The following is a 25,877-nucleotide window of genomic DNA, read 5'->3' on the forward strand; positions in this document are numbered from 1 at the left end:
CTCGCCGGGGAAGAGGGCCGGGAAGGGGACGGTCACCGGCGGACCCGCGACCGGGCGCCGAAGGGCGTACCGCCGGAGCTCGTGCCGCCGGGACGCCTGCCGTCGGGCCACCTGCCGTAGGGACACCTGCCGTAGGGGCACCTACTGCCGGGATGCCCACCGCCGGGACGCCTGCCGCCGGGGCGCCATCCGGACACCGCGCGCCCCGCCGACAGGTCCGGGAGAATCTTCGCCGGATGCGGTTCGAGTACGTAATGTTTCCGGGTACATGTCACTGAAGCGGGGGATCGTCTTTCCGGTGACCCTGGAGGGGACATGGACGTGCACGACCGTCTGGCCCGTCATCTGCTCGTGGACGGCTACCGGCTGGTGCTGGATCTGGACCGGAGCCGGGGAGCCCGGCTCGTGGACGCCCGTACCGGCCGGAGCTATCTGGACTTCTACAGCTTCTTCGCCTCCGCCCCGCTCGGGGTGAACCCGTTCGACGACGATCCGGAGTTCCTGGCGCTCCTCGGCAGGGTCGCGGCCAACAAGCCCGCCAACTCCGACCTGTACACCGCCCACCTCGCGGACTTCGCCGACACCTTCGCCCGCGTCCTCGGCGACCCCGACCTGCCGCACCTGTTCTTCGTGGAGGGCGGCGCCCTGGCCGTGGAGAACGCGCTGAAGTGCGCCTTCGACTGGAAGAGCCGCCTGAACGAGTCGCGGGGACTCGGCCGGGAGCTCGGCACCCGGGTGCTCCATCTCACCCGGGCCTTCCACGGGCGCAGCGGCTACACGCTCTCGCTGACCAACACCGACCCGGTCAAGACCGACCGCTTCCCGGCGTTCGACTGGCCCAGGATCGCGGTGCCCGCCGTCCACCTCGGCGACGTCGAGGCGGCCGAGGAGAGGTCGCTGGCCGCGGCGCGGGCGGCCTTCGAGCGCCATCCCCACGACATCGCCTGCTTCATCGCCGAACCCGTCCAGGGCGAGGGGGGCGACAACCACATGCGGCCGGAGTTCCTGCTGGCCATGGAACGGCTCTGCCACGAGTACGACGCCCTGTTCGTCCTGGACGAGGTGCAGACCGGTGGCGGGACCACCGGCACCCCGTGGGCGTACCAGCAGCTGGGACTGCGGCCCGACGTGGTGGCCTTCGCCAAGAAGATCCAGGTGGGCGGGATCATGGCGGGCCGCAGGGTGGACACGGTGCCCGGCAACGTGTTCGAGACCAGCGGCAGGATCAACTCCACCTGGGGCGGCGGGCTGGTCGACATGGTCCGCTCCCGCAGGATCCTGGAGATCATCGAACGCGACGGCCTGATCCCGCGGGCGGGCAGGCTCGGCGCCGAGCTGCTCGGCACGCTGCGGGAGATCCAGGCGCGCTTTCCCGGCCTGGTGGAGAACGCCCGCGGGCGCGGCCTGATGTGCGCCTTCGACCTGCCGGACGCCGCCGAGCGCGACCTGCTGGTGGCCAGGCTCAGGAACGAGGAGGGCGTGCTGGTGCTGCCCTGCGGTGAACGTTCGGTACGGCTGCGGCCCGCGCTCTCGATCACCTCCGAGGAGCTGGGGGAGGGCACGTCCGCCATCGTCCACACCCTGGAGAGCTCCCGCTGCCGGCTGCCGGCCTAGGCCTCCCCCTCCCGGAGGGCGTCGGCCGGGCAGGGGGTCCTCTCCCGCCACATGTCGATCGCGGCCCCCCGCGAGTCGGCGCCGAGTTTGGCGTAGATGCGGTTCACATGGTTCTTCACGGTCTTCTCACTGAGGAACAGGTGCTGCGCGATCTGCCCGTTGGAGCGGCCCGTCGCGATCAGTTCCATGACCTCGGCCTCACGCCTGCTCAAACCCGCCGCGACGCTGGGTCCTGCGTCGAACGGGGCGTCGTCGACTCTCATCCGGCCTCCGTGGCTGCAAACACGGTCAGGTCGCCGAAACCCCCGGTTCTTACGGCGTAGCGATAGCAGCGAGCATAACCCGTAATATCCATTTTTAGGGGGTAAGTGAGGGCCGGGAAATGCGGAACGGCCGGTCCCTGGGGACCGGCCGTTCTCGTGGGGTGAGCGAGGGGACTTGAACCCCCGGCATCTAGGACCACAACCTAGCGCTCTGCCAACTGAGCTACGCCCACCATCGCCGCCGTGGCAGCACATGAAAAGTGTAGCGGTCTTTGGGAGTCGTTTCGTACCGGGTTTCGCGTGAACCGCTCAGGAGTCGCCGGTGGACACGTCCTCGGCCAGCCGCCGCGCGGCGGCGGAATCCGGGCCCGGCTGGGGTACGAAGACCGCCGCGCGGTAGTAGCGCAACTCCCGGATGCTCTCGACGATGTCCGCGAGCGCCCGATGGCCGCCCTGCTTCTCGGGCGAGGCGAAGTAGACCCGCGGGTACCAGCGCCGGGCCAGCTCCTTCACCGACGAGACGTCGATCATCCGGTAGTGCAGGAACGCGTCCACCGCCGGCATGTCCCGGGACAGGAAGGAGCGGTCCGTGGAGATGGAGTTCCCGCACAGCGGGGCCTTCTTCGGCTCCCGGACGTGGCCCTTGATGTAGTCGAGCACCAGGGACTCGGCCTCGGCCAGCGTGACCCCGCTCCCCAGCGCCTCCAGCAGGCCGGACGCGGTGTGCATCTCGCGCACCACGTCCGACATCTGCTCCAGGGACTCGGGCGGCGGCTTGATGACCACGTCCACCCCCTCGTCGAGCCGGTTGAGCTCACCGTCGGTGACCACGCAGGCCACCTCGACGAGCGCGTCCCGGCCGAGGTCGAGCCCGGTCATCTCACAGTCGATCCAGACCAGCAGGTCACTCATAGCCCTCAGGGTAGTCCCCACTCTCACGACATCCTGAACGACTTGATCACCTTGTCGACCACCGAGGTGTCGAGATTGTCCGGTACGGAGATGTAGACCAGCGCCGGGCGCTCGTTCTGGCCCCGGTCGACGATGACGAACGCGGCCCGCTCGCTCTTCCACTTCCAGTCGTTGGCCTCGGCCTCGTCGGAGAAGTCGAGGTCGAACTCCAGCAACCAGGCGTCCCTGCCGTCCACCTTGATCGCCTTGTCCTCGATGATCTTCCGGGTGTGCGGGGGCGTGTAGAAGGCCGGTTCGATGATCTGCAGCAGCGTCGCGGCGGTCGAGCGCATGCTGGCGGGCCCCTGGTAGCCGTACGGCGAGGGGAGCTCGGCGGTCATGACGTTGCCGAGCCAGTCACCGCCCTGGCCGTTGTAGTTCTCCTGGGCGACGGCCACGACCGCGCTGGTCCAGGTGAACCCGAGCCCGCCGCCGACGTTCGGCGGCACCTTCCAGGGACCCTCCGGCACCTCGTACGACAGGCCGGTCACCGGATCCGTGACGCGCCCGTCCACGGGCTCGGGCAGCGCGGCACCCCGCGAGGCCGACGGGTCCGGGCTCGGCTCCAGGCTGGGTTCGGGGGAGGGCTCCCGCGTCGCCGAGGGGGGCGGCGTGTACGGGGGGACGGACGGGCTCGCCACGTTCCTGTTGGACGGGTCGAGCAGGTACATCGCGGCGACCACCAGCACGACGACGAGGACCAGCACGCCGCCACCGCCCAGGATCCACGGGAGCGGGCCGCGCTTGCGCGGAGGCGGCCCCGCCGGGTAGGTCCCGAAGGGCGGCAGGGGCATCTGCGCGGTGCCGTTGGGCGGGCCGCCCCACGCCGGTCCCGGGGGGCCGCCCTGCGCCTGGTGCTGGACGGGCTGCCGGTCCCACGGTCCCCCGGGCCCGGCCTGCCCGGCGGGACCCGTCCCGTACGGCGCTCCCGGAGCTCCCGGCGCTCCGGGTCCGCCCGGTCCCGCCCAGACCGGCCCGGGACCGGTTCCCCCCGGCCCGCCGGGCCCGCTCGGCCCACCCGGTCCGTTCGGCCCACCGGGTCCGCCCGGTCCCGCCCAGACGGGTCCCGGTCCGGTGCCGCCCTGTCCCGGCAGCGCGGGTCCCTGACCGCCCGGCCCACCGGGTCCCTGACCGCCGGGACCCTGACCGCCCGGTCCCGGCATCGCGGATCCCGGGCCGGTGGCTCCCGGTCCGGCGGGGCCTCCCGGCCCTCCCTGCCCGGAGAACGGCCCGGTCCGCCCGGGGCCGGTGTGATGCTGCTGGGGGGAGGGGCCCGTCTGCGGCCCCTGGGGACCGTCCTGCCCGGCGGAGGCGTCCGCCTGATGGGTGGCGTCGGTCCACTGGCTACCGTCCCACCACCGCAGCAGCGGCGAGCCGTAGGGATCGGGATACCAGCCGGATGGGATCTGCGTGGTCATGGCCGCCAGAGTAGTAAGAACGGCTTTGTGCCGCATTGTGGACCTTGCGGTCCCCCGTCAACATTCATAGGTGAAACTGGCCCTGTCCTGGATCTTCCCGGTCGCGGGGGTGGGGGAGAGCAGCAGCAGGGTGGCGGTTCCCCGGAAGTCCCCCTCGCCCTTGACCGTCCAGTCCAGGACCACCTCGTGCGAGGTCGTCCCGGCCGCGAGCCGGTCGCTCTGCACGATCGGCTTCTTGCGGTCGCTGCGTTTCCACTGGTAGCGGACCTCTCCCGCCGAGCCGTTGGTGGTCAGGACGCCGACGATACGGATCTTGGCGTCGCATCCCTGCGTCCCCTCCGGGGCGCTGACGCTGACCCCCGTCACCTCCAGCGGCGTCGCCGGGCCACGGAACAGCCAGAGCGCCAGCGCCGCCACGACCATCAGCGCGAGGATCACCGAGGCGAGGACCGTACGGCCGCGACGCCGCCGTTCGCGAGGGGCCGCGACGGCCCTGAGCCTCTCGGCGGGGGGCTGGGTCTGCTGGAGGTCCCGGCCGGCCCGCCAGAGCTGGGCGGCCGTGGTCTCCGAGGGCACCCCCGGGCCGAACCGCATGACCACGTCCTCGCTCCGCTCCGCGCCGGGCGGCCGTTCCGGGGACGGCGGGCCGTGCCGCTCCGCCTCGCCCGGGACGCGCAGCAGGGTGACGATCTCCCCCTCGTCCGGTACGGACACCGGATACTCGGGCGCCGGATATCCCGGTACCGGCTGGCCGGTCGCCGGATGCCCCGGTGACCGATGCCCGGGATCCGCCCGCCCGGAGGCCGGGCGCCCGGCCTCCAGCGCCGACCAGCGGTGCAGGGCCTGTACGAGCCGGTCGCGGGTGGCGAACCCGGGCGGCAGCACCTCACGTCCGGCGACCAGGGCGTCGCGGGCGGGGGCGAGCCCGCGGGCGGAGGCCCTGGCCGCCACCCGCTCCAGCAGCCGGGCCCCCTCCGGGTCGTCCGAGGCCCAGCCGGCGGCCAGCCCGCGGGCGAGCGACGCCCAGGCCGCCACGTCCCGTTCCGGCAGGGACGGCCTGCCGGACAGCGCGTCGGCCAGACCCCGCTTCGCGAGCAGCGCCGACCCGTCCGAGGCGATCACCACGGTGCCCGGGTGGAACTCGCCGTGGGCCAGACCGGCGGCGTGCAGGGCCAGCAGCGCCTGCGCCGTCTCCACCAGCACGGTGGCCGCGCTGCCCGCGTCGGGGGCCGGTGCCCCCGGCACGCCGGACAGCAGGTCGCCCAGTGTCGGCACGACCGGCAGGGACGTGATCAGCCACACCTCGCCCCGGGCCATGAGGAGGTCGGCGACCGGGACCAGGCCGTTCGGGCCGCCCTGCGCGAGCCTGCGGTCGGCGACCACGGCCGCGACCAGCCGCTCACGCGCCGCGGGGTCGGCGACCGACCGCGGGTCGAACCTGAGCGCGCTCCCCGGCCTCCCGTCGGCCGAGACGACCGACGACCAGACCCCGAGGTCGTCGGCCCGGCTACGACCGGTCAGCCGGAAGCCGCCGAGGTCTCCCGGTCCGGTGCTCATGCTCGGCTCATGGTCCTGCTCGATCTCCCGCCTACCGGCGTCTCCGGTACCGTCCCGCCATGCCACGCCCGACCACCAGTGTGAACGGTACGGCGCCGCTCGTCACCAGGCCCAGCGCGAGGAACGCCGCAGGCGCCGCCTCGAGCGGCGAGGGCGAGGAGGTGAGCCCGACGCCTCCGGTGGGGGTGGTCGTCGTCGTGGGGTCGGGACTGGAGCCGCCGGTCTCGGTGGGGGTGCTCGTGGGCTGTGTCCGGGTCGGGGAGTTCGTCGGGCGCGGAGAGTCCGGCGTGGCGGACGGCTGCCTGGTCGTCGGCGTGCCCGGACCGGGGTCGCCCAGGGTGGCGTCCTCCTCCGGCGTGGGCTCCTCCTCCGGGGCGGGCGCGGCGGTCGGGCGGGTGGTCGCCCGCCTGGTCGGGCGGGTGGTGGGCCGGGGGGTCGGGCGGGCGGTGCGCGTCGCCGACGGGCCGGTGGTGGTGGCCGGTTCGGCGACCGGCGGCAGGGCCGCGGTGGAGGTGGTGCTCGGGGACGGCGTCGGATCGGCCGTGTCCTCGGCCGGAGGCTCCTCGACCGGCTCCTCGGTCTCCTCCGCGGGAACGACCGTCTCGGCCGGGGACGGGCTCTGCGTCGTGACGGAACTCTGCGACTTGACCTCGGTGGGGTCGCCCGAGCGCACCAGGAACGTGGCCAGCCCGCCGATCACCGCCACGCAGCCGACCCCGACGAGGATCTTCACGCCCAGCCTGCGGAACGAGGAGGACCCCTCCGAACGGTCGGCGTCGTCGTAGTCGCGGTCGTGGTCGCCGAGCTCGGTCATGGCCAGCGAGGAGTCGGCGCCCGAGGGCGGCGGCGCGTCCAGCGGGAACAGCGCCGCCAGCAGCCCGGCCATCGCGGCCAGGCGGTGCCGTCCGCGCTCCTGCCAGTCCGGCCCGTACGACTCGGCGGCCACGGCCTCCAGCTCGGTCAGGAAGGCGGCGGCGGTCGGCGGCCGGTCGGCGGGGTGCTTGGCCAGGCCGCGCTCGACCAGGCCGCGCAGGCCCGCGGGCACCTCCTCGATCGGAGGGGGCGCGGTCTGGTGCTGGCGGGCCAGCGCGGCGATGTTCGTGGCCCGGTAGGGCCGGGTGCCGGTGAGGCACTCGAAGAACACCACGGTGGCCGCGTAGACGTCGGTGGCGGGCCCCGCGGGCCCGCCCATCCACTGCTCGGGCGCCATGTACGGCGGCGTCCCGGCCGGGAGGTCGTCGTCGCCCGAGCGGACCGCGATGCCGAAGTCGACGAGCTTGCTCGCCCCGTCGGCCTCCACCATCACGTTCTCGGGCTTGAAGTCGCGGTGCACCACCCGCGCGGAGTGCGCGGCGGCCAGCCCCAGGAGCGAGCCCTTGAGGACGACCAGCGCCGCCTCCGGGCCGGTCGGCCCCTCCGAGCGCAGCAGCGCCCGCAGGGCGACCCCGTCGACCAGCTCCATGACGATGGCGGCGCCCTCGCCGGTCTCGACGTAGTCGTAGAGCCGGACCGAGTGCGGGCTGGTCAGCGTGTTGAGCACCCGGGCCTCGTGCCGGAAGCGCGCCACGAAACCGACGTCGCTCCTGAGCTCCTCGGAAAGGTACTTGATGGCCACCATGACGCCGTCGGCGTCGTGACGCGCCATCACCACGCGCCCGGTGGCACCGGCCCCCAGCTCGCGGATCTCGGTATACCCCGGGACTCGCCATGCCGATGGCGTGCCGTACATAACTGGTCTCCTCAGTCGTCGGGCCCCCCACCCACAACAGACGGACCGCAGCTTAGCCACATATAAACATCTTCCACGCCTTATTCACGAATCACTCTCATGGCCGCGGTGCCCGGCGATCAGCCGGTGGAGCCCGCGGACCCCGTCCTCGCTGGGGAGACGACCGAGATCACGGGGCCGGGCCTCGCGTCGCCGGTGGCGCGCGGCCGCGAGGTGGACCGCGACTCCACGGCCGGGCGCGCGGCGGGGGTGAGCACGGCCCCGGGGACGGCACGGGTCGTGCGGCCGGCCGCCGGTTCCGGGACGGGCCCGGGGGCGGGGGAGGTGACCGGGGCCGGTCTCGGCCTGCGCGCCGGCCCGGCGCAGGCGGGCACGGTGCCGCTCGCGGTGCTCGTGACGCCCGAGGGCAGGCCGGTCGCCACCGCGCTCCAGGCGGTCCCGCACACCGACCTCGGGAAGGCGAACGCGACGGCGGGGGTGTAGTCCGTCGCCGCGGACAGCGGCACGACGGTCCTCCGCACGGCCCGGCCCGCGCGGAAGACCACGCGCAGCCGCACCGCGCGGGTGTTCGCGGCCCGTACCGAGACGGAGATCGACGCCGCGCCCCGCGCGTCGACGCCCGCCCGCAGGATCTGCACCCGGCGTACCCGAGCCCGGGACGACCCCGGGGTCGTCGGGGTCGGCGTGGCCGTCGGCGGTGCAGACGGGGAGGGCGCGGGGGAGGTCGGCGCGGGCGTCCGCGAGGGAGCCGGGGAGGGGGTCGCCGAGGCGGGCGGCGAGGTGGTCGCCCCGCCCGTCGGGGCCGGGGTGCCGGTCTTCCCGGTGGGGGCGCCGGGCGAGGGCGGCGCGGAGGAGGGGAGCGGCCCCGCCGAGGTGGTGGCCCCGGTGGGACCGAGGGGACCCGCCGAGGGCGTGGCCGGGGACGCGGGGGCCGAGGGTGATCCCGGCCCGCCGGAGGGCCCCGCGGTGGACGGCGTCGGGAGCAGGCGGCCGCGCGCGAGCGGGGAGGACGACGCGGGAGGGGCCGCGGCCGGCGCGGCCGCCTGGCGGGGCCGGGCCGGACGGTCGGAGGCCAGCGCGTACACCCCGGCGCCGCCCACCACCAGCGCCAGGACGGCGGCGCCCGCCGCCGCACCGGCGGGCCTGCGCCGGAGCGAGTCCAGCACGGTACGGAACAGCGTGGTCCCGGCCGACGGCGCCGGAGGGTCCGCCCCGAGCAGCGCCGGGAACAGCAGCGCCAGCGCGGCCAGCCGGGACCGGCCGCGCTCCTCCCACTCCTCGCCGTAGCCGGCGGTCGCGACGCGCTCCAGCTCGGCGACGAACTCCCGGGCACCGGCCGGCCGGTCCCGGGGATCCTTGGCCATGCCCCTGGCGACCAGCTCCCTGACCTGCTCGGGCACCTCGTCCACCGGGATCGGCGCGGTCAGGTGCCGGTGCATCAGCACCACCCGCTCACCGGCCCGGTAGGGGGGGTGACCGGTCAGGCACTCGAAGAAGACGGCCGTGGCGGCGTAGACGTCCGAGGCGGGGGAGGCCGGCCCGCCCGTCCACTGCTCGGGCGCCATGTACGGCGGGGTGCCCGCCGCCGGGGCGTCCCGCCCCGCCCGCACCGCGATGCCGAAGTCGACGAGCTTGCTGACCCCGTCGCGCCGGACGAGCACGTTCTCCGGCTTGTAGTCGCGGTGCACCAGCCCGGCCCCGTGCGCCGCGGCCAGCCCCAGGAGCGAGCCCTTGAGCACGGCCAGCGCCGCCTCGGGCCCGGTCGAGCCGTGCTCGCGCAGGATCGCGCGCAGGCAGGCGCCGTCCACGGCCTCCATGACGATGGCGGCCCCGAGGGGCGTCTCCACGTACTCGTACAGCCGGGCCACGTTCTCGTCGCCCAGCTCCACCAGCAGCCTGGCCTCCTCGCGGAAGCCCGCCAGGAAGCCCGGCTCCTCCCGGAGGCGCTCGGAAAGGTACTTCACGGCCACCCGGGTGCCCGACTCGTCGTGGCGGGCGAGGACCACCCGCCCGCCGCCGCCGGCGCCGAGCTCGCTCAGCTCGGTGTAGCCGGGCGGTGTCCAGCCGCTGGCCGTCATGACGCCTCCATGGTCCGCGGGGCCGGATGCGGCCCTCGCAGATGGGAGACGCGTGACGCACGGGGCCGGTTGGCCGTCGTCCCTTACCGAACGGGTATGGTTCGGGACGCCACGTGGTCGGGGACGGGCAGGTCGGCCGTCATCGCCGGGTCGGGTTCCGGTGTCCCCCAGGACTGGTGGAGCGGGAGGACCCCGGCCCAGACCGGCAGCGCGTAGTCCTCCTCGTCGTCCAGCGGCGGGCCCTGGCGCACCTTGACCGACGCCTCGGAGAGCGACAGGGCCAGCACCGCGGTCGCGGCGAGCTCCTTGGGGGTCGGCTTGCGGGTGGCGTCCCAGCGGCCCGGGGCGAGCTGCTCGGTGATCGCCCGCAGCGCGGCCAGCCGCTCCTCGGCGTCCTTCACCCGGCGGGGACGGCCGTAGACCATGGCGCAGCGGTAGTTCATCGAGTGGTGGAAGGACGAGCGGGCCAGCACGATGCCGTCCAGGTGGGTCACGGTCACGCAGACCTCCCCCTCCGCCCGCAGCGAGGTGGCGCCGGTCGAACCGTGCAGGTAGAGGGTGTCGCCGATCCGGCCGTAGCCGGTGGGGACGACCATCGGGACGCCTCCGGCCACGACGCCCAGGTGGCAGACCAGCCCGGCGTCGAGCACCGCGTACAGGTCCTCGCGACAGGTGCGGCCCCTGTCCTTGGCGCGGCCGAGGGTGGTGCGGGGAGTCGTAGAGAGCATGGCACTACCCTAGGAAGAAGTGGACATGGACGACACGTCCACTCTCACACGCTTACAGGAGACCACTTTGCCGCGCCCCGCCGTCGACCTGCCCGTCACCCTGGACCGCGAGGCCGGCAGGCCGCTCGCCGTCCAGCTGGGCGACAGCCTCAGGGACGCCATGCGCGGGGGCGCCCTCGTCTCGGGGGAGCGCCTGCCCTCCAGCCGCGCCCTCGCCCGTCAGCTCGGGGTCAGCCGCACCGTCGTCACCGAGGCCTACCAGCAGCTCTACGCCGAGGGCTGGCTCGACGGCCGGCACGGCTCCGGCACCTATGTGGCCGACGTGATCGTGCCCGCGGCGCCGGTGTCCCCGGTGTCCCCGGTGTCCCCGGTGTCCCCGGGAGTGCTCCCGTCCCCGGCCCCGGCGGGGGATCGTCCCGGCGGCCCCCGGGGTGCCGGAGAGGCGGCGCCGCCCTCCGGGAGCGGGCGCGCCGCCAGGCCCGTGCGGCGGCAGGCCGCGCCCCGGACGGGCGAGGGACGCGTGATCGACCTGCGTCCCGGCATGCCGTGGGTCCACGACTACGACAGGGCCGCCTGGCGCCGGGCCTGGCGCGGCGCGGCCGACCTGCCCCCGGCGATCGACCCCGACCAGCGCGGCCTGCCCCGGCTACGCGAGGCCCTGGCCGAGCACCTCCGCAGGACCAGGGCCATCCCGGTCGGGCCGTCGGGCGTCATGGTCACCCGGGGCACCGGGAACGGGCTCGACCTGATCGCGGCCACCCTGCTGCGGCCCGGTGACCGCGCCGGTGTCGAGGAACCCGGCTATCGCGTCGCCAGGAACGCCTTCGCCGGACGCGGCGCGCGGGTGGTGCCCTGCCCGGTCGACGACGACGGCGTCATCGTGGAGGCCCTCCCGGACGACCTGCGCCTGCTCTACACCACCCCGGCCCACCAGTACCCGCTCGGCGGACGCCTGCCCGTCGCGCGCCGGGAGCGGTTGCTGGCCTGGGCCCGCCGTACCGGCGCGATCGTGGTGGAGGACGACTACGACGCCGAGTTCCGCTACGACGTCGCCCCGCTGCCCGCCCTGTACGGCCTCGACCCCGGGCGGGTGGTGCTGCTGGGCAGCCTGAGCAAGGCGCTGACCCCCGACATCGGCGTCGGCTGGCTGGTCGCCTCACCGGAGCTGGTCGAGGCCGTCGCCGTCACCCGGGACGACCTGGCCGACCGGACCAGCGGACCGGCCCAGCAGGCGGTGACGATCCTGCTGGAGCGGGGGGACCTGAACCGTCACCTGCGCCGGATGCGGCTGGAGTACGCGCGCCGCCGCGCCACGGTCGTCGACGTCCTCGGACCGGGGGTGACCGGAGAGACCGCGGGCCTGCACGTCCTGGTGGAGCTGCCGGAGCACGTGGTCGCCCCCCTGGTCGAGGCCGCCGCCGCCCACGGCGTGCTGCTGGACTCGCTGGAACGCCACTACCACGGGCCGCCGCTGCGGCACGGCCTGGTCATCGGCTACGGCGCGGAGTCCCCGGCGGAGATCCGGCGGGGCCTGTCGCTGGTCGCGGAGCTCGCGGAGCTCGCGAGAGGCACCGGGCACGCGGAGCCCGTGAGACTCGCGGAGCCCCCGGGCCTGCCGGGCCTTGCCGATCCCGCGAGGCCCACGGAGCTCGCGGAGCTCGCGGGACCGCGTGGGAACGTTCCCACCCCGCGATGAGGGTCGTCAGGACTGCAGCGACGTCCGGAGCCTGCCGTAGGTCTTCAGGGCGCGGTCGGCGGTCGTGCGCAGCAGCGGGTTCGCCAGGACCGTGCCGCGCGCCTTGCGCACCGGCACCCGGAGCATCCAGTGCACCCCGGCACCGGCGCTCATCCGGGCGACACGGCCCTCGGCGACCTCGTACTCGCCGTTCTTGAGCTTTTCTTTGTACTCCTTCTCGCCGCGGCCCATGTCGATGACCCGGATACCGGCCCCGGCCGCCTTCTCGGCCATGGCCAGGTGGTGGATCAGGCCGGGGGAGTACTTCGCGAACGCGGTGTCGTAGGCGGGGAACCAGCCGGCGAGCGTGGTGGCGGTGCGCAGCCCGAAGTGCCCGGCGACCGGCTTCCCGTCCACGTACAGCATGTCCAGGACCCCGCCGAAGTGCTCGGTGTCGGTGGCGAGCAGCCGCTCGACCAGCTCCACGATCCAGGGCTTGGCGAACCGGTCGCTGCGGCCGGTGCGGCGGTACTGCTCGGTCTTCCAGCCGAGCAGGGTGCGCAGCGGCGCCAGGTCGGTGACGGCGTAGTCGTGCCGGAGCGGGCCGACGTCGCGCTGGAGCTTGCGGCTCTTGTAGGCCGTCGAGCGGTACGTCTTGCCGGAGCGCACCTTGATCGTCTCGACGTACGCCTCGAAGCCGTCGCGCAGGTCGATGATGGGCGAGGGGTGCCGCTCGTGTCCGGGCAGCAGCAGCGGCTGACCGGCGATCAGATGGTCGAACTCGAAGACGGCCAGGCCGCACGCCTTGATCAGCATCTGCGGGTCGATCTCCACGTCCTTGGAGTGGATCAGCCCTTGTGCGTCGGTCAGGCCCGCGGCCACCGGCATGCCGATGCCCAGCGGATGACGTTCGAAGGGGAAGAACCCCACCGTGTCCGGCCCGTCGTGCAGGATCGCCACCCGGACGCGCTCCTGCAGGGCGCCGACGGTGACGGTGAACTCGGGCGACAGGAACGGGCTGTCGAAGGCCGGGTCGGCCCCCTGCAGAGTCCGCCACCGGTCGATGTCGGCCGGTCCGAGATCACGGGGCTGAACGATTGAAACGCGCATGAGCTCCTACTGGGGTGTGCGGGTTCCCCTACGTCATCCTGAGAAGGATGCCGCAAGCCCAAGCATGCGGGTAGGCGCGTAATGTAACGATAAAGGACGCGCCGCATGGTGAAGACCCGGGGGAAGGCAACGGTTCGGGATCTCATTGTGCGGGCCCGGCTGGCGCGGCTCGCCCGAGTGGCGTTCTAATTGGTGGCCATGAGCACCCCTGGCATCGACCGGTCCCGTCTCGTCGGGTGGATGGCGGCCAACCTCCCCGACGTCGGGGAGCCGGCCGGGATCTCCCTGATCGCCGGGGGCAGGTCGAACCTGACGTACGTCGTCGAGACCCCCGCCCGACGCCTGGTGCTCCGCCGCCCCCCGCTGGGACACGTGCTGCCGACCGCCCACGACATGAGGCGGGAGTGGCGGGTGATCTCGGCGCTCGCGCCGACCGGTGTCCCGGTGCCCGAGCCGGTCGCCTTCTGCGCCGACCCCGACGTGATCGGCGCGCCGTTCTACCTGATGGCGTACGTGGACGGCGCGGCCGTACGGAGCCGCCAGGACGTCCGGCACCTCGGTCCCGGGCAGACCCGGAGGCTGTCGGAGCGGCTGGCCGAGGTGCTCGCCGCGATCCACGCGGTCGACCACGAGCGGGCCGGCCTGGCCGACTTCGGCCGGCCAGAGGGGTACATGGCCCGCCAGCTGGAGCGCTGGGGGCAGCAGTGGGAGCGGTCGAGGACCGCCGAGTCGCCCGCGTACGACCGCCTGGTGGCCCGGCTGCGCGAGCGGCTGCCCGCGCGCTCGGCCTCGACGCTGGTGCACGGCGACTACCGGCTCGACAACACGCTCGTACGGCTCTCGCCGGATCCGGAGATCCTCGCCGTCGTCGACTGGGAGATGTCCACCCTCGGCGACCCGCTGGCCGATCTCGGCCTCACCCTGACCTACTGGCACGACCCCGGTGACGAGGAACGGGCCTCGATCCCGGTCGCCGGGGACGTCACCGTGGCCCCGGGCTTCCTCACCGCCCGCGAGTTCGCCGCCCACTACGCCCGGGTCTCCGGGGCCGACCTGACCGACCTGGACTTCTACGTCGCCTTCGGCAACTACAAGCTCGCCGTCATCGTGGAGGGCATCCACGCCAGGTTCAGGCAGGGCAAGACCGTCGGCGAGGGCTTCGAGAACATCGGCGCCGCCGTCCCCACCCTCCTCGACCGGGCCCTGCGGGTCCTGGAGGGCTGACCCGCGCGCCCGGCGCCCGTTCGATCACCGGTACGGCGCCGACCGGCGAATCCAGGGTCGGCGGGCACCTACGGTAGAAGTTTCAAGCGTCGCGCAAGCGGCTCTGGATACGCTGGTGAGGCGGTCGGTAACGCTTACCTGTGAACCGGTCCCGGGGGCCGTCACGACCGCCGCCACCGTGGAACGCTACATTCGTTGACCTGCGAGGATCGAGGAACCGGTGATACCGACTAGCGGACGGCACCAGCGACGGCGCCCGGCCTGGCCGGTCGCACTGGGGGCGTTGGTCGTGACGGTGGTGCTCGTGGTGAGCATCATCACCCTGGCGGCCAGGCCCGACGTCCCCCGCGGGCAGAAGATGACCATCCCCCCGTCGCAGGCGGCCCCGACGCTGGAGCAGCCCCCCACCGTCGAGCGGTGGCCGCGCTGGGGCATCACCCATACGCAGTTCAGCGCCGACAACGCGAGCCGCAAGGTCGCCGAGGCGGCCTCGCACGTCCTCAGCCGGGTGCCGTTCCTGCAGAACCAGCACATCATGGGCTGGGGCGCAGGGAACCCCGAACCCGCGCCGGGCAAGAACGACTTCCGCGACCTGGACCGCCGCATCATGTTCATGGCCGACTCCAAGGCCCTTCCGATCATCACGCTCTGCTGCTCGCCCGACTGGATGAAGGGCGGCACCACCGGCCGGACCGACTGGTCGCAGCTGGAGACCGCGCCGCTGCGCGAGCACTTCGACGACTACGCCGAGCTCGCCGCGACCGTGGCCAGGCGCTACCCCACGGTCAAGCACTTCATGGTGTGGAACGAGCTGAAGGGTTTCTGGAACCCGGCCCAGAACCGATGGGACATCGAGGGCTACACCGACTTCTACAACAAGGTCTACACGGCGCTCAAGGCCGTCGACGAGGACATCCAGGTCGGCGGCCCGTACGTGTCGGTGGGCAGCAGCAGCACCCGCCCCGCAGGAGCGGAGCTGCAGGGCCCCTGGGGCAGCATCGACCAGCGCGACCTGGAGGCGATCCAGTACTGGATCCAGAACAAGAAGGGCGCCGACTTCATCGTGGTGGACGGCGCCTCGGTCACCAAGGAGGCCGGGGCCTACCCCGACGAGTTCACCGCTCTCGGCAAGTTCGGCGCCCTCAGCACCTGGCTGCGGCAGAAGAGCGGCGGCCTGCCGGTCTGGTGGGCCGAGTGGTACGTCGAGCCCGCCAGCAGGGACTGGACCGAGGAACGCCGGATCGCCGTCCAGACGGCCGCGATGATGGAGTTCGCCACCAGCGGCGTCACCACCTCGCTCTACTGGAACCCCCAGCTCAAGTCCGCCGGTGACGACGAGCCCTGCCGGGGCTGCCTCTGGGATCCCGACACCGGCGCCGAGCTGCCCATGGCGGGCGTCCTGAGCGGCTTCGCCAAGTGGTTCCCGCTCGGGGTCACGCTGCAGACGGTCGCCTCCTCCGACCCCAGGGTGCGCGTCCTGGCCCAGGAGCGCCAGCTCGTGATGGTCAACACCGCGAACGTGGCCGTGAGCACCGTCGTGGACGGCAGACAGGTGCAGCTGAGGCCGTACGAGGTCAGGTGGAGCGAGCGCGCCGTGGCCTAGGGGCTCTTTCCGGGGCCCCGCCCGGCCTCCCCGGTACGGCCGTCCGGTTCTCCCGGGACGCCGCCCGGCCCCGCGGGTACGGCCGTCCGGCCGCCGGGGGACACTACGATCACCAGGATGAGAGTCGACCTGGTCACGATCGTCGTGGACGACTACGACCCGGCCATCGCGTTCTTCGTCGAGGCCCTGGGGTTCGACCTCGTCGACGACTCGCCCTCGCTGACGAACGACGGCCGCCCGAAGCGCTGGGTCGTCGTGCGCCCGCCCGGCGGGGAGACCGGCATCCTGCTGGCCCGTGCGGACGGTGCGCACCAGGCCGCCGTCGTCGGGAACCAGATCGCCGGCCGGGTGGGCTTCTTCCTGCGGGTGGACGACTTCGACGCGGCCCACGCGCGGATGACGGCGGCCGGGGTCGAGTTCGTGACCGTGCCGCGCACCGAGCCCTACGGCCGGATCGCGGTCTTCACCGACATCGCCGGGAACCGCTGGGACCTGCTCGGCCCCGCCTGAGCCCTCACCCGGTTCCCCGGCCGTCGTCCGGTGCGGAGGACGATCCGAGGGCGGGGGAGACCGGTGGGCGGCCGGGCCGGCGCCAGTTGGTGAACCAGCGCAGCAACCACTCCATCGGCCCGTACCGGTGCCGTCGCAGCCACCACCGGCTCCATGCGGCCTGGACGGCGAAGACCGCGACGCCGATCGACACCGCCGGTAACGGGCCGAGCCGGTCCACCAGGCTCAGCCCGTACCCGGTGAAGATCAGTGAGCCGACCAGCGACTGCCCCAGGTAGTTCGTCAGCGCCAGCCTGCCCGGGGGCGCGAGCAGACCGTTCAGGCGCGGCCTGTGCGGGAGCAGCCGCAGCAGGGTGGCGGCGTAGGCGGCGGCCAGCAGCGGCGCGGTGACCAGGTTCACCGACTGCCCGACCATGTGGTACGCCTGCCCCCCGCCCGACCAGGTGGAGTGCGCGTACACCAGGGCCCCGGCGAGCCCTGCGGTGAACCCCGCCCACTGCAGCCGTCGCAGCGCGGTCGTGTACCCCGACAGGTCGGAGAGCAGCCTCAGCTTGCCCAGGGCCATCCCGACCAGGCAGGCGGCGAGCACCGTGGGCCCCTGGAGGAAGACCCGCAGCAGCAGGATCTTGGCGAGCCGGTGCAGGTGCTCATCGATGATCATGGATGCGGAGCCGTGCAGTGCGCGGTCGGACAGGGCCGCCTCGGTGGCGTTCCCGGAGACCGTCCCGGAGGCGTCCGCGCCCAGCATCGCCAGCCCGGCCAGCAGCAGCACGCCCGCGGCGAGCGCGACCGTCAGCGCCACCGCCGCGATCACCGCGGCGCGCGGGGTGATCCGCCGCACCACCAGCAGGACCAGCCCCACCAGCGCGTACGTGGCCAGGATGTCACCGGGGAACAGCAGGACGCCGTGGGCGACGCCGAGCAGCAGGAGCCCGCCCAGGCGGCGCAGGAACCGGGGTACGAACGGCGTCCCGGCCCGGGCCGCCGAGTCGACCTGGAGGGTGAAGCTGTAGCCGAACAGGAACGCGAAGAGCAGATAGAACTTGTTCTCGAAGAGCACCGAGACGAACCAGCGCGTCCCCCAGTCCAGCGGGGTGGAGAACATCGGCGCGGCCAGCCCCGCCATCCGGTACCCCGAGGCCAGGTAGGTCATGTTGACCACCACGATGCCGAACAGCGCGAAGCCGCGGAGCGCGTCGACCGCCTCGATCCGGCGTCCCGAGACCCTCGCCGGGGCCCCCGCCCCGCCGCCACGGGGTTCCCCTGCGAGCATCCGATTCGTCCTTCGTGCGTTCCGGGACGCGAGTCCTCCCTGCGAAACGGTGCCCAGTATGGCCCGGGACGGCCGTACGCCGGAGGACCTTGTCCTTTATTGGAGTTGGTAGCCGATGACCACGAAGCGTTCGGCGATCACGCCCACCGCCAGCACGAACGCGGGTATCGCGACGAACAGGATGCGCCTGCGGGTCCTGTTCGACCGTCCGCGGCCGCGCAGCAGGAACACCTCGTAGACGAAGAGCGCGATCCACGTCACCCCCAGCGCGGCCAGACCGACCGGCGTCAACGGCGAGGTCGGGTCGTTGCCGCCGACCGGCGCCGCGCGCTCGGGGATCGTGGTGCCCTTGGGGAAGGACCGCAGCGTGTACACGGCCGCGTCCTCGCCGTTGAAGACCCGCTTGAGCTCCTTGCTGGCGTCCAGCGCGGCACGGAAGCGCGGTGCCCAGTCCGTCGGGAAGCCGTGGTTGAGCTGCAGGTAACCGGCCTGGCCGCGGGTGGCCACCAGGTAGGTGTTCGGCGGCGACGCGCGAAGTTTGGCGATCACCGAGGTGAGCTCGGCCGGATTCTTGTCCACCAGCACCTGCTCGTAGGCGATCCTGTCGAAGTCGCGCTCGCCCCACGGGATGCTCGGCGTGACCTCCTCGCCGAGCAGCGGGACCAGGTACAGGACGCGGGCGCTGGGCTCGTCGTGCTCGTAGACGTAGTGCATCGCCGCGACCTCGCTGGCCGAGACCCGCTCGAACTGCTCGTTGCCGTAGCGCGCCACCAGGAAGACCATGGCCAGCGCCATCGCGCACCCCGCGGCCAGCAGCAGCGAGATCCGGCGCGTCAGCTCCGGGTTGAACCGGATGTTGCGCTTGCGGATCGGCACCGTCTCCTCCGGCGCGTCCTCGGTGCCCGCCGGGAGGTTCGGGAAGAAGGCGTACGCGGCCAGGATGCAGGCGCCGGGAAGCGCGAACAGGTAGATCCGCAGGCCGATCTCGCCGCCGTAGTTCTGCAGGCCCAGGGCCAGCACCGGGATGCACAGCAGCAGCAACGCCGCGCGGTCGCCCACGCCGCGCCGCAGCCGCCGGAACAGGCCGGCCGCGGCCAGGGTCAGGATCACGCCGCAGATGCCGAGGCGGGCCATCAGGACGAGCGCGTGCTTGGGGTCGCTGCCGTCGATCCGGTCGCCGGTGTTGCGCTGCAGGTTCTCCAGGATCCGGCCCAGACCGCCGAAGAGCTGGTCGATGTGGCCGCTCCAGAAGGTGACCGTCTGGTAGCTGATCCAGGCCAGCACCATCAGGCCCAGGAAGAACGGGAACCCCCAGCTCAGCGAGGAGCGCCGGAGCAGGATCAGGCCGGTCAGCGCGCCGAGCATCATGAACGGCGTGATCTGGTGCGAGGCGGTCGCCGTGGCGAACAGGCCGATCAGCACGATCAGCATGATCGTCCGGTCGTAGACGCCGGTCGAGTGGGGCAGCTCCCCGGGCGTCAGGCCGTCCAGCCGGGCCAGCAGCCGCCGGACGGGCCCCTTGACCGGCATCGGCCTGGTCCGCGGCTCGACCTTGCCGAACCAGCGCAGCACGATCGCCACGAAGGCCAGGTAGATCGCGTACGTGAAGCCCTGGGAGGAGAAGTAGTCCTGGCCGATCCACTGGACGATGACGAACAGCAGCGCGGCGAACCAGCGGGCCCTGGTGGTGGCGACCACCTGGCGCAGGATCAGCACGAACGGCAGCAGGTAGAGCAGGTTCGACAGCAGCGGGGTCCACCGCATGATCGTCGTCAGGTCGGTGACCCCGGCGGCCTTGGTGACGAACCCCACCAGCGCGAAGAACCCAGGCCAGGCCAGGCGGGCGTCGAGGATGGCCGACGCCTCGCCCGTGCGGTTGATGTACTCGACGAACCCGGCGTGCACGTAGGCCGTGTGGAACCTGGCCTCGTCCTCGATCAGGGCCGCGCCCCCGTGCAGGGCGAAGGTGATCGCCGCGATCTGGAAGAGCAGCAGGAACTTCCGGTCGGTGTTCTGCGCGATCGTGACGAAGAACGCCACGAGCATCAGCAGGATCGCCGCGAACGCGGTCGGCGGCATGGCCGAGATCAGGCCCACACCGTCGATCTTGTTCAGGTCGACGCCCCAGAGCGGACCCGGCGGCACGCGCAGGGCCAGCACGTACATGATCAGGCCCTCGACGGTCAGGAGGGGCGGCAGCCACACCATGGCCGTGCGCACCAGGGACGCCATCCGGGAGGGGGCGGCCGCGGGGGCCGGGTCTCCGGCGCCGGCGGGCGTCGCCCCGCTCCGGTCCTGCGCGTGACCGGCCGCCGGGTGACCGGCCGGTGCGTACGCGACCGCCGGGGGGCGTACGGCGGGGACGGTCTCCGGGAGGCCGGAGGTCTCCGGCTCCTCCTCGCTCTCCCAGGGCGACGCCTTCCAGGGCGACGCCGAGGGGGCCGGGGACCTAGGGTCCTTGTCCGAGGGGTCGTCGTCCTCGTCCGGGGGATCGGTGCCCTCACCCGGGAGGGCGTCGTCCTCGTCCGGGAAGCCGGTGTCCTCGTCCGTGGAGCCGGGCTTCGCGTCCGGGGCCCGGGGTGCGAGGCGTCCGGCCGGGCCCGGACGGGGCGGGGCCGAGGGGAGGCGGATCTCCGCGGTGGTGTCGCTCGTGTCCTCGGCGTCGGCGTTCTCGCCGTCCCTGGCGCCCCTGGCGTCCTCGTCGTCCTCGTCGTTCCAGGAGGCGTCCTCGTCCGCGGGTGCGGCGCCCGCGGGGGCGTCCTTCTCCAGGGCGTCGTCCGCGGCGTCGTCCGTGGCACCGTCTGCGACATGGCCGGGGGTGTCGTCTTCGGGGGCGCCCGCTCCGGGGGCGTCGTCGGTCCGGGGCGGGGGGAGGGGGCGCAGGGGGAGCCGGATGACGGCGGTGACGTCGGGGTCGTAGTCGGGTTCGTCCTCGGGCTCGTCCTGAAGACCGTCCCGAGCCCTGTCGCCCCGGTTCTCGTCGTGGGCCTCGTCCCCGAGGTCGTCCTGGATCTCGCCCCGGTTCCCAACCTGGGGTTCGTCCCGGTTCTCGTCCTGCGATTCGTTCCGGGTCCCGTCCCGGGCGTCGTGAGCGTCGTCGTGGGCGGTGTCCCGGTGGTCGTCCTCGGGGGCGTCCGCGACGGGGGCGGCGAAGATCCGGCCGGAGGGCTCACCGGTGATCTCGTCGTCCCGCGTCCCGGGCCTCTCCTCGTCACGCCCGTCACGGGTCTCCGTGCCGGTCTCCGCGTCGTCCTCGGGCCCGTCCTCGTGACCACGATCGGTGCCGCCACCGGGACCACCGTCGGGATCACCGTCGGAATCGCTGCCGGGAGTGCCGTCGGCGACGACATCGGGAGCCTCGGGAGCCCCGGGAACGCCGTCGCGGTCCTCGGGGGGGGGCGCGCCGCCGGGCTCGCCGCCGGCCACGGCAGGCGTTCCGTCGGAAGGCGCGGGAGGGGTGAGACCGGTCCTCCCGGTCTCGGCGGCCTCCGCCGCCTTCGGCGTCGTCACGTCATTACCTGCCCGTTGCCTCACGTCTAACATCATGGCGGCTACGCGGACCGAGGTGCGACGAACAAGCGAGAAGTTTCGTCATGTTTGGGTGTTTTGCGTAGATCCTTGAACGGCAAAACCACGACCAGGATTCCCACCCGACGGCACCCGTCCCGCCGTCCGCACCCCGCGGAGAGGGTGCCGACATCGGCGGCGACCGTCCCGGGACACCCCCGGGCGGACACCGGTTCCGCCGACCGTCCCGGAGATCACGCGTCCCCGGGACGACCGGTCTCACACCTGGCCGCGTACCCGGCGCAGGCCGTACCGGGTACGCCTGACGACGGCGTACCCCTTCGTCAGGACCCGTTCCCGCATGTAGATCAGGGGGACCTGGTTGCCCTCGACCGCACGGCTGAACATCCGCATCGACGTGCCCTCGGCCACGGTCAGGCGTGGCAGCGCGAGCACGTCGTGCCGGTCGGCGGCGATGGCGTTGCTCACCGCGCAGGCGGCCCAGTACCCGGCCCGCCTGACCTCACGCCGCACCCGCACGTTGGAGTAGCCGTACGGGTAGGCCATCGTCGAGACCAGAGAACCGATCTTGTCCTCCAGCAGGGCCTTGTTGCGCCGCAGCTCCTGGCGGAGCTCGTCCTCGGGCAGCTGGTCGAGCTGGGGGTGGCTGTGGCTGTGCCCGCCGATCTCCACCCCGCAGGAGGCGGCCTCGCGGGCCTGGCTCCAGGACAGCATGGTGTCCAGCGGCCTGCCCGCCGCGTCCTTGCCCGCGTCACGGACCCACCCGCTGGTCAGGAAGACCGTGGCGGGGAAGTCGTACCGTTCGAGCAGGGGCAGCGCCTCGCTGTGGAAGTCGGCGTACCCGTCGTCGAAGGTCACCACGACCGGCCGCTCCGGCAGGGCGCGGCCGTTGTTCTTGTGCAGCGAGGCGACCAGGTCGGCCACGGTCAGCGGGGTGAACCGCTTCTCCTTGAGGTAGGCCAGCTGGTCGGCGAAGACCGAGGGCCGTACCGACAGCGGCTTCGTCTCGGCGTTGGGCCGGTCGGAGATCGAGTGGTACATCAGGATCGGTACACGGATCATGCACGCCCTCGCTTCTTCTTCAGCCGAAGGGACCCGACAACGTAACCCCAGGTGGTCCAGGCGAGACCGACGACGATCGCGCCGGCCCTGCCCAGGCCGGACACGTCGCCCCGGAGGGCCTCGCCGACACCGCGCAGCGCGCCCAGAGGCAGCGCCTTCAGCGCGTGCGCCCGCTCGCTCGCCAGCCCGTCTCCCGCCCCCACGCTCTGCGTGACCAGCGCCTTGGACAGGCCCTCGGCGTAGCAGCGCGAGCGGAAGTAGCGGAACGTGGCCCGAGCGGCGGGCACCTTGTGGCCGATCACCGCGGCGGGCTCGAACAGCATGCCCGAGCCCGGCATCCGCTGCGAGAGCCGGATGCAGAACTCGGTCTCCTCACAGCCCAGCGGGCGGGGCTTGCGCCCCTGCACGCTGCGCCCGATACCGGTGTGGAAGCCGCCGACCGCGCCGATCGGCTCCCTGCGGAAGGCCGCGTTCCCGCCCATCACGTTGCGGATCCGCGCCCGCTCCGTGGGCATGCCCCGGTAGCTGCAGCCCACGGTCCAGTCGAACTCGTACGGATACCAGCCGGGCCGGTGCCCGGTGCCCCACAGCGGCCTGGTCAGCCCGCCCACCCCCACGATGGTCGGGTCCTGGAAGCCCTCCTCCAGCGCTTCCAGCCAGCCGGGTTCCGCTATGGCGTCGTCGTCCAGGTAGGCCACGATGTCGCCGGAGGCGATCTGCGCGCCGGTGTTCTTGCCACCGGACAGGCCCTTCTCCTGAGCGTTCTCCACCACGATCGCGCCGGGGTACTCCTTCTTCAGCCGAAGATGGAGCTCCGGGTTGTAGTCGACGACCAGGATGATCTCGTGCGGCCTTCGGGTCTGGTTCTCGACCGACTCGACGGCCTGCCGGATGTCCTCCCAGCGATCCTCGGTGTAGACGCAGATGACGACACTGCTTCTCATGGCTACGCAGCGCCCTGGTCGGCGGCCCGGGCGGCGGCGGCCGGCTCGTGCACGACCGGGGCCGGGGTGCTCCGCCACTCACGGATGATGGTCTTGAGCACCCGGATGCCGTCGCGGACGGCGTGCAGGTTGCTCTCGCCGTGGATGCGGCAGCGCTCGTGGCTGGGGACCTCGTGCACCTTGAGGCCGGCCTTGAAGGCCCGGATGTTCATCAGGGTCTCGATCTCGAAGCCGTCACAGTCGAGGTTGAGGACGTCCAGGTGACGGGCCCAGAACGCGTTGTAGCCATAGCACAGGTCACTGTAGCTGGTGCCGTACATCTTGTTGACCAGCGCGGTCAGCGCCTTGTTGCCGAACGTGCGGGTGAAGGTCAGGTCGTCGCTGCCGCCCCCGGCCGCGTACCGCGAGCCCTTGACGAAGTCGGCGCCGGTGACCAGCGCGCCCACGAACTGGATGATCTCCCGGCCGTCGGTGGAGCCGTCGGCGTCGATCATCACGATGATGTCGCCGGTGCAGGCGGCGAAACCGGCCGAGAGCGCGTCCCCCTTGCCCTTGCCGGTCTGGTGGACCACGCGGACGTTGGGACGCAGCTTCCTGGCCACGGCGACGGTGTCGTCCTTGGAGTTGCCGTCCACCAGGACGATCTCGTCGATCCACTGCGGCAGCGTCGCGAACACGTGCGGAAGGTTCTCCGCCTCGTTCATGGCCGGTACGACGACGCTGACGGTGGGGGAGATCGCCATGTGCGGGGTGATGGGGGTGAACCGTTCGATGGGAGGCACCGCCCTGAGCGGTGGCTTGCCGTTGTAGTGCTTGGTGATCTCGGGACTCATGATGACGAGTGTCCTTCGCGGTCGGTCGTCAGAGATGACTGGCGGACGGACCCGTGGCCATGACCGATCGGGACGACCGGGGGGAATGGCGAATGCGGTGAGGGATGCATGCGAGGGTCCTGGCGGGTGGTGGGACGTGACGGGAGCGGCTTAACCCACTCCCCATGGTTCCTTGACGACCGGCGTACCGGATTGGTTCTGCGAGGGGGTGCGCATGCGGCCGAAACCCTTCAGCACGCGGTCGGCAAGTCTGTACAACTGCGGGCGATCGGTGACGATCGTTCGTGCCTTGTTGACCGGGGTACGGCCCAGCCAGTGGACCGCGGCGGCGGGGGAGGGGCGCGAGACGCGGCCCTCCGCGACGAACAGGTCGCCGCTCTTCAGCCAGCTCTTGTACTCCCGTCCGCCCTTGCCCATGTCGACCTGCCGGAGCCCGGAGGCGGCGGCGTGCTCGGCCATGTGCAGGTGGTGGACGATACCGGGCGAGTACTTGGCGAACTCGGTGTCGTAGGCGGGGAACCAGCCCACCAGGGTGGTGGCCGTCCGCAGCCCGAAGTGCCCGGCCACGGGCCTGTCCCCCGCGTAGACCATGGTCAGGACGCCCGCGAAGCTCTCCGACCTCTCGGCGTGCATCTCGTCGAGAAGCTGGACGATCCACGGCTGGGCGAACCGGTCGACCCGTCCGGTCCTGCGGTACTGGTCGGACTTCCAGTTGGTGAGCGTGCGGAGCGTGCCCGCGTCGGTCGAGTACCACTCGAACCGGATCTCGCCCTGCTCGCGGCCGAGCTTGCGCTCCTTGTAGCGGACGGTCTTGAGGTTCTTCGGCGAGTTGGCCCTGACCCGCTCGATGTAGGTCTCGAACCCCACGCTGAGGTCCATCACCGGCGCGGGCCGCACGTCGGACTCGTACGGGGCGAACGTCGGCTGGCCGGGCACCAGGTGGTCGAAGTCGAAGACGGAGAGCTTGCAGGCGCGCAGCAGGGTCCGGACGTCCAGCTGCAGCCCCGGCACGGAGATCAGCCCGTGGCAGGTGGTGAGGAAACCGCCCAGCGGCTTGCCGATCCCGAAACTGTGGCGCTCGTAGGGGAAGAACCCCACGATCTTGCCACCGTCCTGGACGACCGCGACGCGGACGTAGTCGCGCAGGCGCCCCATGGCCAGGGCGAACTCGACGGAGAGGAAGGGGTTGTCCAGGGAGGGGTCGGCGACCTGCAGCTCGCGCCACCGGGAGATCTCCGACGCTCCGAGGTCTCCCGGGCGAACGACGACGATGTTCACCGTCACCTGACCCCCTGTTCGGTCTGCAAGCTCCCGCTCCCCCGATACAACACGCGTAGTACGTAGATGAAGCCGCCGAGCACCGCGATCGTCGCCACTCCGGCACGGGGCGACCATGCGTCAAAGGTAAGCATGGCAGCGGCCAGGAGAACGTTGACCACCAGGCTCGCGGCTGCCCCCACTGATAGTGCCTCAAGAGGGTCACGATCACGCAACAGTCCCACCACCGCGGCGCCCGGAACCACCAACAGGAACAGGGGGGTGAGAACCAGGCGTAAAGGCGTGTCGATGCCCGCTAAGGCGATCACGGCTCCCGTGACGCATGCCAGGACGAGTGCCCAGGTGAGCACCCTGCGGTTGATCGACATCTTCCGAACTCCAGGTTGGTGATGAAGTGACTGATCGCGTCCTCATGTGACCAATCACTTCGCATGGACGTCAATGCCGACGCTCGGCACCAGCCCATGGTTTACCGGATCCCTGGAAGAAGTCTCGGCGT

General features: G+C 72.4%; 20 protein-coding genes and 1 tRNA gene. 5 read left to right on the forward strand and 16 right to left on the reverse strand.

Annotated features, from left to right (window positions below; translation table 11 throughout):
- Window positions 1-315: 315 nt before the first annotated feature.
- Window positions 316-1,614, forward strand: coding sequence for an L-lysine 6-transaminase (lat, locus tag ACZ6RT_RS10515; protein ID WP_470153009.1), 1,299 nt, complete (start codon window positions 316-318; stop codon window positions 1,612-1,614).
- Here the strand turns inward: lat and ACZ6RT_RS10520 are convergent.
- From ACZ6RT_RS10520 to ACZ6RT_RS10555, 8 genes are all read right to left on the reverse strand, one after another.
- The gene (locus ACZ6RT_RS10520; RefSeq protein ID WP_344895094.1) at window positions 1,611-1,877 is read right to left on the reverse strand and encodes a helix-turn-helix domain-containing protein; all 267 of its coding nucleotides are present in this window, start codon (window positions 1,875-1,877) and stop codon (window positions 1,611-1,613) included. The two genes, lat and ACZ6RT_RS10520, sit on opposite strands and share 4 nt — an antisense overlap.
- A 157-nt stretch (window positions 1,878-2,034) precedes the next feature.
- A tRNA-His gene (locus ACZ6RT_RS10525) sits at window positions 2,035-2,110 on the reverse strand.
- A 76-nt stretch (window positions 2,111-2,186) separates the two neighbouring features.
- Window positions 2,187-2,789: an oligoribonuclease gene (orn, locus tag ACZ6RT_RS10530; RefSeq protein ID WP_399186156.1), complete on the reverse strand. Its 603-nt coding sequence runs from the start codon at window positions 2,787-2,789 to the stop codon at window positions 2,187-2,189.
- A gap of 23 nt (window positions 2,790-2,812) precedes the next feature.
- Window positions 2,813-4,246 carry a DUF2510 domain-containing protein gene (locus ACZ6RT_RS10535; protein WP_470153011.1) on the reverse strand — a complete coding sequence of 478 codons (1,434 nt, stop codon included), beginning with the start codon at window positions 4,244-4,246 and terminating at the stop codon, window positions 2,813-2,815.
- Window positions 4,247-4,303: 57 nt separating this feature from the next.
- Window positions 4,304-5,803: a hypothetical protein gene (locus tag ACZ6RT_RS10540; RefSeq protein ID WP_399186154.1), complete on the reverse strand. Its 1,500-nt coding sequence runs from the start codon at window positions 5,801-5,803 to the stop codon at window positions 4,304-4,306.
- Window positions 5,804-5,834: 31 nt separating this feature from the next.
- Window positions 5,835-7,532, reverse strand: a complete 1,698-nt coding sequence (locus tag ACZ6RT_RS10545; protein WP_470153013.1) for a serine/threonine-protein kinase — start codon at window positions 7,530-7,532, stop codon at window positions 5,835-5,837.
- A gap of 119 nt (window positions 7,533-7,651) precedes the next feature.
- Window positions 7,652-9,610, reverse strand: coding sequence for a serine/threonine-protein kinase (locus tag ACZ6RT_RS10550; protein ID WP_470153014.1), 1,959 nt, complete (start codon window positions 9,608-9,610; stop codon window positions 7,652-7,654).
- A gap of 83 nt (window positions 9,611-9,693) precedes the next feature.
- Window positions 9,694-10,338 (reverse strand): pyridoxamine 5'-phosphate oxidase family protein, encoded by a 645-nt coding sequence (locus ACZ6RT_RS10555; protein WP_399186151.1) that lies wholly within the window; start codon window positions 10,336-10,338, stop codon window positions 9,694-9,696.
- Between the two features lie 67 nt (window positions 10,339-10,405).
- On the opposite strand from ACZ6RT_RS10555, the gene pdxR reads away from it, so the two are divergent.
- Window positions 10,406-12,034: a MocR-like pyridoxine biosynthesis transcription factor PdxR gene (pdxR, locus tag ACZ6RT_RS10560; protein ID WP_470153016.1), complete on the forward strand. Its 1,629-nt coding sequence runs from the start codon at window positions 10,406-10,408 to the stop codon at window positions 12,032-12,034.
- Window positions 12,035-12,040: 6 nt separating this feature from the next.
- On the opposite strand, the gene ACZ6RT_RS10565 is transcribed toward pdxR, so the two are convergent.
- The gene (locus ACZ6RT_RS10565; RefSeq protein ID WP_399186149.1) at window positions 12,041-13,123 is read right to left on the reverse strand and encodes a GNAT family N-acetyltransferase; all 1,083 of its coding nucleotides are present in this window, start codon (window positions 13,121-13,123) and stop codon (window positions 12,041-12,043) included.
- Window positions 13,124-13,321: 198 nt separating this feature from the next.
- Here ACZ6RT_RS10565 and ACZ6RT_RS10570 point away from each other — a divergent pair, with 198 nt between their 5' ends.
- The 3 genes from ACZ6RT_RS10570 to ACZ6RT_RS10580 all read left to right on the forward strand — a co-directional run bounded on the left by ACZ6RT_RS10570 (window position 13,322) and on the right by ACZ6RT_RS10580 (window position 16,460).
- Window positions 13,322-14,347, forward strand: a complete 1,026-nt coding sequence (locus ACZ6RT_RS10570) for a phosphotransferase family protein (protein WP_470153018.1) — start codon at window positions 13,322-13,324, stop codon at window positions 14,345-14,347.
- A gap of 220 nt (window positions 14,348-14,567) precedes the next feature.
- The gene (locus ACZ6RT_RS10575; protein ID WP_399186147.1) at window positions 14,568-15,950 is read left to right on the forward strand and encodes a GH39 family glycosyl hydrolase; all 1,383 of its coding nucleotides are present in this window, start codon (window positions 14,568-14,570) and stop codon (window positions 15,948-15,950) included.
- A gap of 117 nt (window positions 15,951-16,067) precedes the next feature.
- A complete protein-coding gene (locus ACZ6RT_RS10580; protein WP_470153019.1) occupies window positions 16,068-16,460 on the forward strand; it encodes a VOC family protein in 393 nt (130 codons plus the stop codon).
- A 4-nt stretch (window positions 16,461-16,464) separates the two neighbouring features.
- Here the strand turns inward: ACZ6RT_RS10580 and ACZ6RT_RS10585 are convergent, their stop codons facing one another.
- The 7 genes from ACZ6RT_RS10585 to ACZ6RT_RS10615 form a co-directional block, all read right to left on the reverse strand.
- Window positions 16,465-17,733: a DUF418 domain-containing protein gene (locus tag ACZ6RT_RS10585; RefSeq protein WP_470153021.1), complete on the reverse strand. Its 1,269-nt coding sequence runs from the start codon at window positions 17,731-17,733 to the stop codon at window positions 16,465-16,467.
- 96 nt (window positions 17,734-17,829) lie between these two features.
- The gene (locus ACZ6RT_RS10590) at window positions 17,830-21,243 is read right to left on the reverse strand and encodes a hypothetical protein (protein WP_470153022.1); all 3,414 of its coding nucleotides are present in this window, start codon (window positions 21,241-21,243) and stop codon (window positions 17,830-17,832) included.
- A gap of 276 nt (window positions 21,244-21,519) precedes the next feature.
- Complete coding sequence (locus tag ACZ6RT_RS10595; RefSeq protein ID WP_399186143.1) at window positions 21,520-22,323, reverse strand: polysaccharide deacetylase family protein; 804 nt, start codon at window positions 22,321-22,323, stop codon at window positions 21,520-21,522.
- Complete coding sequence (locus tag ACZ6RT_RS10600) at window positions 22,320-23,267, reverse strand: glycosyltransferase family 2 protein (protein WP_399186142.1); 948 nt, start codon at window positions 23,265-23,267, stop codon at window positions 22,320-22,322. Before ACZ6RT_RS10600 ends, ACZ6RT_RS10595 begins: the two co-directional genes overlap by 4 nt.
- 2 nt (window positions 23,268-23,269) lie before the next feature.
- Window positions 23,270-24,100, reverse strand: coding sequence for a glycosyltransferase family 2 protein (locus ACZ6RT_RS10605; RefSeq protein WP_399186141.1), 831 nt, complete (start codon window positions 24,098-24,100; stop codon window positions 23,270-23,272).
- Window positions 24,101-24,250: 150 nt separating this feature from the next.
- Window positions 24,251-25,384 carry a GNAT family N-acetyltransferase gene (locus ACZ6RT_RS10610; protein WP_399186140.1) on the reverse strand — a complete coding sequence of 378 codons (1,134 nt, stop codon included), beginning with the start codon at window positions 25,382-25,384 and terminating at the stop codon, window positions 24,251-24,253.
- Window positions 25,381-25,746, reverse strand: coding sequence for a hypothetical protein (locus ACZ6RT_RS10615; protein WP_399186139.1), 366 nt, complete (start codon window positions 25,744-25,746; stop codon window positions 25,381-25,383). The genes ACZ6RT_RS10610 and ACZ6RT_RS10615 overlap by 4 nt, the downstream gene beginning before the upstream one ends.
- Between the last annotated feature and the right edge of the window lie 131 nt (window positions 25,747-25,877).

It is taken from the genome of Streptosporangium sp. NPDC050148, from assembly GCF_055586505.1.

Bases quoted from the DNA above. Each gene is read 5' to 3' on its own strand.
- lat (WP_470153009.1), top strand. From the start codon at position 316: ATGGACGTGCACGACCGTCTGGCCCGTCATCTGCTCGTGGACGGCTAC.
- ACZ6RT_RS10520 (WP_344895094.1), bottom strand. From the start codon at position 1,877: ATGAGAGTCGACGACGCCCCGTTCGACGCAGGACCCAGCGTCGCGGCG.
- orn (WP_399186156.1), bottom strand. From the start codon at position 2,789: ATGAGTGACCTGCTGGTCTGGATCGACTGTGAGATGACCGGGCTCGAC.
- ACZ6RT_RS10535 (WP_470153011.1), bottom strand. From the start codon at position 4,246: ATGACCACGCAGATCCCATCCGGCTGGTATCCCGATCCCTACGGCTCG.
- ACZ6RT_RS10540 (WP_399186154.1), bottom strand. From the start codon at position 5,803: ATGAGCACCGGACCGGGAGACCTCGGCGGCTTCCGGCTGACCGGTCGT.
- ACZ6RT_RS10545 (WP_470153013.1), bottom strand. From the start codon at position 7,532: ATGTACGGCACGCCATCGGCATGGCGAGTCCCGGGGTATACCGAGATC.
- ACZ6RT_RS10550 (WP_470153014.1), bottom strand. From the start codon at position 9,610: ATGACGGCCAGCGGCTGGACACCGCCCGGCTACACCGAGCTGAGCGAG.
- ACZ6RT_RS10555 (WP_399186151.1), bottom strand. From the start codon at position 10,338: ATGCTCTCTACGACTCCCCGCACCACCCTCGGCCGCGCCAAGGACAGG.
- ACZ6RT_RS10565 (WP_399186149.1), bottom strand. From the start codon at position 13,123: ATGCGCGTTTCAATCGTTCAGCCCCGTGATCTCGGACCGGCCGACATC.
- ACZ6RT_RS10570 (WP_470153018.1), top strand. From the start codon at position 13,322: ATGAGCACCCCTGGCATCGACCGGTCCCGTCTCGTCGGGTGGATGGCG.
- ACZ6RT_RS10580 (WP_470153019.1), top strand. From the start codon at position 16,068: ATGAGAGTCGACCTGGTCACGATCGTCGTGGACGACTACGACCCGGCC.
- ACZ6RT_RS10585 (WP_470153021.1), bottom strand. From the start codon at position 17,733: ATGCTCGCAGGGGAACCCCGTGGCGGCGGGGCGGGGGCCCCGGCGAGG.
- ACZ6RT_RS10595 (WP_399186143.1), bottom strand. From the start codon at position 22,323: ATGATCCGTGTACCGATCCTGATGTACCACTCGATCTCCGACCGGCCC.
- ACZ6RT_RS10600 (WP_399186142.1), bottom strand. From the start codon at position 23,267: ATGAGAAGCAGTGTCGTCATCTGCGTCTACACCGAGGATCGCTGGGAG.
- ACZ6RT_RS10605 (WP_399186141.1), bottom strand. From the start codon at position 24,100: ATGAGTCCCGAGATCACCAAGCACTACAACGGCAAGCCACCGCTCAGG.
- ACZ6RT_RS10615 (WP_399186139.1), bottom strand. From the start codon at position 25,746: ATGTCGATCAACCGCAGGGTGCTCACCTGGGCACTCGTCCTGGCATGC.